Raw genomic sequence first — 6,902 nt, 5'->3', positions numbered from 1 at the left:
GGTGGCGCCGGGCGGCGCCAGACGACGCACGCGTCCGCCACGGGGGGCGACCACGACCACGCAGTTCGGGACCACGATCATCGGCTGCTCTGCAGGATCGTGTCAGTGAGGTCCCGCACCGAGCTCGGGCCGTCGACGTGGACGGCGTCTACCTCCGGCACGGTCCGTCGAGCCAGTCCGGTCAGCACCCCGCCGGGACCGGCCTCGATGATCGCCGTGACCCCCATGTCGCCGAGGCGCCGTTGGACCTCCCGCCAGCGCACCCTGGACAGCACCCCGTCGACGAGCCCGCGGCGGACCTCGCCCGCGGTCGCGGACACCGTGACCCAGTCGCCGCAGACCAGGGGGAACGCGGGGTCGTGCAGCTCGGTGCGTCGCAGGACGGTGTCGACCGTCACGACGGCCGGGGCCATCGCCGCGGTGTGGAACGCGCCCTCGACGTCGAGCTCACGGACCCGCCCCCCCAGCTCCTTGGCCGAGATCAGCGCCTCGGCCAACGGGTCACGGGGACCCGCCAGGACCTTCTGGGTGGGGCCGTTGTCGTTGGCCAGTTCGATCCGCGGATGATCCGCGAGGACGGCCTGGATCTCGTCACCGAGTCCGAGCACCGCTGCCATCCCCCCCTGGTTCGCTCGGCACGCGGCCGCGAACGACCGGCCGCGCTCCGCGACCAGAGTGGCGCCGTCCTCGACGGACATGACCCCTGCCGCGACCGCGGCGGTCACCTCCCCCAGGCTGTGCCCGGCAACGGCGTGAGGGCGCACCCCGACGTCGGACAGGGCTCGCCAGGCGGCGATCCCGGCGGCGAACATCGCGGGCTGGCCGACCGCGGTGGCTGCGCACGCGTCGGGGTCGTCAGCGAGTCGGGGCAGGTCCGGGATGCCAGCGGCCGCCCCGACCTCGGCGAAGATCGCGTGCGCCGGGTGGTCCTCCCACGCGGAGGCCATCCCGGCGCGGTGCGATCCCTGGCCGGGGAACACGACAGCGACGCTCATCTAAGGGGTCCGTTCGGTCGGTTCGGAGAGGGCAAACTTGACATCGACGTCAACATCAGTTCCCAGCCTTGCGGAAGTTGACGTTGATGTCAACATCATCCGCCTGCCCGACCGGTCGCGTCCCCTGCGCCCTGGGAGCACCTGTTGCGTACGTGGGAGGTGGTACTCCCAGCGGGCTTGTCGCGGGCCCCTACCCTGCTCGGTACGCTGCCCTGCGCACGTCCGCGCCCGGCATCCCGGGCCCGTAGCTCAGTTGGAAGAGCGCCGCCATGGCATGGCGGAGGTCGTCGGTTCGATCCCGATCGGGTCCACCTTCAATTTCTACTAAGTGCGTCCCTCTAGCTCCCTGAACTCGGCATTTCCGTCATGCAAAGGGGTCGCACTAGAGGGCGAGGCCCACAGCGAGGCCCACAAAATTGCAGTCGTGATGCAGAGGCAGCGTCGTGTGTGGCTCGCGCGAAGGAATCGTGGGTCCGCACGGCGAACAGGTCGCGCACGAATCGCTGGCGGTAGCGGCCCGGTACGGCTACCGGCTGCTGACCGAGAGGGCAGGCGACCTTACCGAACTGTTCGGCGATCCGGTCCCACTCCGCCCCGGGACGACGAGGCCATGCTGCAGACCTGGTCAGACACCGGAGAGCCGGCCCCCCATGCGGCTGTGCTGATGGAGGTGAAGGAGATCCGGGAGTGGGTGTATCCGACCGCTTCGAAACTCTCGCAGCCTGCTCGCGAGGGCGGCGATCATCCAGAACGAACATCCGGACCGTCCGCTGCTGCCGGTGCTGATCTGTCGTCGGGCGCACAAGACGACGCCCGCGATGGCGTCCCAGCTCGGGTTCCTCGTCCACGCGACCGAACGGCAGTACCTGCGGCCTTACCTGGTTGGACCGGGGAACGGCGGGGACCGTCAGATGCTCGATGAGGTCCGCACCGAACTGGGGTTCACGGATCTGCAGGTGTTCGAAGGTGCCGACGACCATCTGGTGAACTGGTTGTCGAAGGCTCCGCAGAAGGCGTTGGCATCCGGCCCGACGTATCAGGACCGCTGGCGGCAGCTCGGTTCGCAGTTCATGGATGACTATGTGGCGTTGCGTGACTCGTCGTTCGGTCCGCAGCAGGTGCGGCTAGGCCGACGGTTGAAGGCCAACATCGCTGAGGTGACCGACCAGCGGGTTCGCTGGTGACGGGCGACGTCAGCGCACGTTGGCGCTGTTGACCGCGGCGTAGAGGATCGCTGTGCCGTCCAGGTCGACGCTGACGTAGTCCACGAGCCAGCCGATAGCCCTGGGGTTGCGTCGCAACGCCGCGGCGACGGGATGCTGTTCGGATTCGTCGAGCCCGGTCACCCACGAGCTGACCGGGCGATACTGGGCGTACCGGTCCCAGTTCGCTTTCGCGGCGAGCAGCACGTCGGCGACGTCCTCGAGCAGGTCAACATTGTTGTGTTGCTGTGCTGCGCGGGCGACGGTCAGCATCTAGCTCAGCGCGGCGCCTGCCGCGCCCTGCCGCGCCTCGGGTCGCACACGCGATCTCAGCTCAGACTCGCGGCTGTGTGTCGTCCTTCACGCGTCCTTGTAGTAAGGAGACCGCTTCGAGCGTCGACTGGTAGACCCAGCGCTCGCGTTTCGGAGCGGCGAGGAACCGGGCGGCGGCGATGACGGGGCGCCGGTCACCCGTCGCGCGGCTCTCGCGCGAGGCGGCCCACGCCGTCTTGACCGTGTGGGCCACCATGATCGGTGCGACGCTATTGTCCTCGGTGGCGGCCTGGCCGAGCACGCGATCGACCGCCTCGGCGGGTCCCCGGAACCCGCTCACGAGCGCGACGGCGGCCTCGGGATCACGCTTGCGGATCGCGGCGAGCACCGCGTCGACGTCGTCCGTCGCTCTCGCCGGCACCGCCGCGGGAGCGGACGCGTCGAACCGTTGGCTCCACTGCACGAACCAGACGGCGTGGACGAGACCGCGCAGGATCTCCCGGCTCGGGTCGACGGCCCACGCCCAGCGCAGCGCGTCCAGGTAGGTCATCGTGTGGGTGACGTCGAGCCAGCCCCACTCGTTCGTATCGTCCAGGTCGAGGTCGAGGTCGAAGCGCAGGAACCGCTCCGACGCGGCGACCGCGGTGGCGTCGATGATGGCCGGCACCTGCGTGCGATCGCGCAGGGCACGTGCGAGCGCGGCGACCGCATCCTCCGGTGACCCGTCGATCACCGCGCGCAGGTAGGCCGCCCGGTCGAAGGGGGCGCGGGGTGGGCCGGCGAGGCACGATCCGAGGTCCACGTCCGCCTCCTCCCACGCGACGAGGAAGCGGCGCATCCACGGCAGGTCGTCGTAGCGTGTGGACAGGACCGTGTTGGGTACGAGCGGACCGAGGACGCTGTCGGCCTCCTCCCAGCCGATCGTGTCAAGCAGCTCGAACGCCTTCTGGCAGTAGATGAGCGGGTGGCCGTAACCGAGGAAGTGGTCGGTGATCGCGGTCAGGAGTGCGTGGCGGACCGCCTGAGGTGGGACCTGCGCGGCGAGCAGGCCGCGCAGCAGCGCCTCGGCGTCGTCCGCACGTTCGTCGTTGACGAGGCGGGGGAAGGCGGCCAGCGCGTCCTCGACCGACCCGTGGGCTGCGGTCGGGTCCACCGGGTCCGGACGAGGCCGAAGCGGCCGGCGGACCTCGGTCTCGCTCACGACCGCGAGGCCCTGGACGACCGGCATCGCCGCGAGGGGGCCGTCGAACAGACGCGCGTAGTCGAGACAGGTCACCAGCGTGGCCAGCGAGTGGTTCCAGCCGTATTCGGCACGGGGCGCGCCGAACCGCAGGCCCTCGCGGACGACCTCCGCGAGTGGCGTGCCGATGCGGTGGAGGCGCATGGCGTCGCGTGCGATCCTGCCGACGTCGACGCGCCCCATGGCCTCGAGAAGGCTCGCGAACAGCCGCGGTTCAAGCTCCTCCGGCTCCGGGTCGGTGATGTCGAGGTAGACGTCGTCGCCGCGGATCTCCACCGGGTAGGTGCGGACCCCCTCGCCGCCGAACAGACACGTCCCGGTTGCGAGGTCGAACTTCCAGTTGTGCCACTGGCAGGTGAGCACGTCGTCCTTCACGCGTCCTCGCGCCAGGGCGTAGCCCTCGTGCGGGCAGCGGTTGTCGACCGCGTGGACGCCCGAGGGGGTGCGGAACAGCGAGATGCGTTTGTCGAGGTGCCTGAAGACCTTGCCTCCCACCTCGGGGAGCTCCCGCACCCCCGTTGCCCGCACCCACCCCGACACGATCAGCTCGCGACGAGCGTCGGCTCGCCCGGCCGCCACCCGGCCGGGCACAGCGCCCCTGTTTGGACCGCCTGGAGGGTGCGCAGCACCTCGTCGACGTTGCGACCGGCGTCGCCGGTCGTGACGCTCGCGTGGCGGACGACGCCGTCGGGGTCGATGAGGAACGTCGCCCGGTAGGCGGCACCGTCGCGTCCGAGGACACCGAACGCTGCGGCCAGCGCCTGGTTCGCGTCGGCGACCACCGGGTAGCTGACCGTCCCCAGCCGCGGGTCCGTCGTGAACCACGCCCGGTGGGTCCAGTAGCTGTCGGTGCTCGCCCCGACCAGCACCGCGCCCACCGTCCCGAAGTCCGCTTCGAGTTCGGCGAGGGCGGCGAGCTCCGTCGGACAGACGAACGTGAAGTCCCGTGGGTAGAAGAACAGCACCAGCCAGCGTCCGCGGTACTCCGAGAGCCGCAACTCCATCGGGCCCTCCATCCCGCGTACGAAAGCCGCGACCGCGAGGTCGGGCGCCTGCTCGCCGACGTCCATGCTCATGGCATCCTCCGGTTGGTGACACCGCGAGCCTTACACCGGCACGACCAGAGCGCATCGGTCCGCCGACGGACTCTGACCTCCGCCTGCAGGCGGAGGTCAGAGTCCGTGGTCCTTCGCGAAGACGGCTGCCTGGGTGCGGTCCTCGACCTGCAGCTTCGCGAGGATGGAGCTGACGTGGGTCTTGACGGTCTTCTCGCCGATGACGAGCTCATCGGCGACCGAGCGGTTGCTCTTGCCTCTGGCCAGCAGCGTCAGGACCTCGAGCTCACGTGGCGTCAGCCGCGTCAGCGGGTCGGGCCGGGCCAGGGCCAGTGACCGCGCGACACCGGGGTCGAGCGGCATCTCGCCCCGCCCGGCCGCACGGATGCCCTCGATGATGGCGTCGGGACCGGCGCTCTTGACGAGGTAGCCGGACGCTCCCAGGCGGATCGCCTGCCGCACGTAGTCGTCATCGACGAAACTCGACAGCACAACCACCGTCGGCGCCGGCTCCATAGAGCGGAGGCGGGCGATCGCCGTGAGGCCGTTGCCGTCGGCCAGCCGGAGATCGAGCAGGACGACGTCGGGGTCTTCCGAGGCGGCGACCTCGAGGGCATCGGTGACCGCCGACGCTTCGCCGACGACCTCCAGGTCGTCGCAGAGGTCGAGGACCGCCCGCAGGCCCTCGCGGACGACCGGGTGATCGTCGACGATCAGGACCCGGATGCCCACGGCACCACCACCTCGAGTCTCGTGCCGTGCGGGCGTCGGTTCACGACGCGTACCTTGCCGCCCACGCTGACCGCGCGCGCACGGATGCTGAGCAGTCCGATCCCGGGAGCAAGCTCCGCAGGGAGCCCCTCGCCGTCGTCGTCGACGCGGAGACGCACCGCCCGCGACGACCGCGACAGCTGGATCCACACGTTGTCGGCCCAGCTGTGCTTCATCGCGTTGTGAACCGCCTCCTGGGCGCACCGGTACAGGACCTCCTGCACGTCCTCGGGCAGCTCGACGTCCTCCGCTCGAAGGTGCACCTTCATCGTCCCGGTCGTGCGTTCGACCAGCCGCTCGAGGGCAGCGACCAAACCCTGCCGGAGATCGGCCGAACGCCACAGTTCAACGAGACCCCGCAGTTCCATCAGGGAGCTCTCGACGAGATCGGCGGCCCGTTGGACGGCGGCGTCCCGCTTCGCCGCGTCGGGGGAGCCGCGGGCCACCTTCAGGGAGAGGTCGGCCCCGAACAGCAGCTGCGAGACCGAGTCGTGGGCGTCGCGGGCGATGCGGTCGCGCTCCTCCCGCGCGGCCCGGTGCTCGGCGTCCTGCTGGCGTTGATGGAGAAGCACCGCACGCTCGTATGCCACACCGATCTGTCGGCCGACCGCGTCGAGGAGCGTGAGCGCCTCGTCGTCGAACCGGTCGTCGCCGGGGGAGGCGAGGTTGAGGATGCCCACCGGGGCCTCCCGCCCATGAAGCGGGACGCTCGCGTGGATCTGCAGCCCGCCCCGGTCGCCTTCGGCGTTCTCAAGCCGGCTGCACGTCACCACGTTGATCCCGAAGTCGAGCTCGCCCCGGCGGAACATCCCCTCGCACTCGCAGCTCCCCTCGCGAAGCGCGGCGCAGCCGCCGGCCGAGAGGGCAGGCGGCAGCCCCACCATCGCGGCCGTCTGGAAGCCACCGAAGTGGGGGTCGCCGTCGATCGACCGGCTGAGGAAGATCCATCCGGTCCTCACCCGAACCACATCGACGAGGCGTTCGACTGCCTGGTGGAGCGCCACGGACAGGTCCGGCTCGCGATTGAGCACCTCGCCGATGGCGTTGAGGGTGGCAAGCTCTCGCAACCGCCGATCGACGTCCACATCCCCACCTCTGCGCTGACTGACTTGCCGGCGGGGCGATCCACCGGTGGCCAAGTGTAGTTCGAGACCGCGACGGACGCGGACGCATCGCTCTCGGGTGCGCCCGTCGGAACCGATCGATAATGCGGGTCTCCTGCCCTTCGTGTGGGTGCCGGCGGGTGGGTTCGGTGTCGTAGCCGGCCCTGCGGTGCCGGCGGTTGGGGAAGGGGCCGGTTGAAGTGACGCGCACGGGCCGCCTCGTAGGTTCTGCGGTGCTGAAACCCAGAACCGTGTGAGAGGTC

7 protein-coding genes and 1 tRNA gene are annotated in these 6,902 nt (G+C 70.2%); 2 read left to right on the top strand and 6 right to left on the bottom strand.

Annotated features, from left to right (window positions below; all coding sequences use genetic code 11):
• Positions 1–77 precede the first annotated feature (77 nt).
• Positions 78–995, bottom strand: a complete 918-nt coding sequence (locus KY469_21975; GenBank protein MBW3665765.1) for an ACP S-malonyltransferase — start codon at positions 993–995, stop codon at positions 78–80.
• A gap of 238 nt (positions 996–1,233) precedes the next feature.
• Between KY469_21975 and KY469_21970 the strand changes: the two genes are divergently transcribed.
• Positions 1,234–1,306: transfer RNA gene (locus tag KY469_21970), tRNA-Ala, on the top strand.
• 600 nt (positions 1,307–1,906) lie between these two features.
• Complete coding sequence (locus KY469_21965) at positions 1,907–2,179, top strand: hypothetical protein (GenBank protein ID MBW3665764.1); 273 nt, start codon at positions 1,907–1,909, stop codon at positions 2,177–2,179.
• 9 nt (positions 2,180–2,188) lie between these two features.
• Here KY469_21965 and KY469_21960 read toward each other — a convergent pair whose 3' ends face one another.
• From KY469_21960 to KY469_21940, 5 genes are all read right to left on the bottom strand, one after another.
• Positions 2,189–2,470 carry a hypothetical protein gene (locus KY469_21960; protein MBW3665763.1) on the bottom strand — a complete coding sequence of 94 codons (282 nt, stop codon included), beginning with the start codon at positions 2,468–2,470 and terminating at the stop codon, positions 2,189–2,191.
• A 61-nt stretch (positions 2,471–2,531) separates the two neighbouring features.
• A complete protein-coding gene (locus tag KY469_21955) occupies positions 2,532–4,301 on the bottom strand; it encodes a Rieske (2Fe-2S) protein (protein MBW3665762.1) in 1,770 nt (589 codons plus the stop codon).
• Complete coding sequence (locus tag KY469_21950; protein ID MBW3665761.1) at positions 4,253–4,786, bottom strand: redoxin domain-containing protein; 534 nt, start codon at positions 4,784–4,786, stop codon at positions 4,253–4,255. Before KY469_21950 ends, KY469_21955 begins: the two co-directional genes overlap by 49 nt.
• Before the next feature lie 96 nt (positions 4,787–4,882).
• Positions 4,883–5,497, bottom strand: coding sequence for a response regulator transcription factor (locus KY469_21945; protein MBW3665760.1), 615 nt, complete (start codon positions 5,495–5,497; stop codon positions 4,883–4,885).
• Positions 5,479–6,621 carry a GAF domain-containing sensor histidine kinase gene (locus tag KY469_21940; protein ID MBW3665759.1) on the bottom strand — a complete coding sequence of 381 codons (1,143 nt, stop codon included), beginning with the start codon at positions 6,619–6,621 and terminating at the stop codon, positions 5,479–5,481. Before KY469_21940 ends, KY469_21945 begins: the two co-directional genes overlap by 19 nt.
• Positions 6,622–6,902: the final 281 nt, after the last annotated feature.

Source organism: Actinomycetota bacterium (genome assembly GCA_019347575.1).
Lineage (GTDB): Bacteria > Actinomycetota > Nitriliruptoria > Nitriliruptorales > Nitriliruptoraceae > JAHWKY01.
This window is presented reverse-complemented; position numbering and strand designations above follow the sequence as displayed.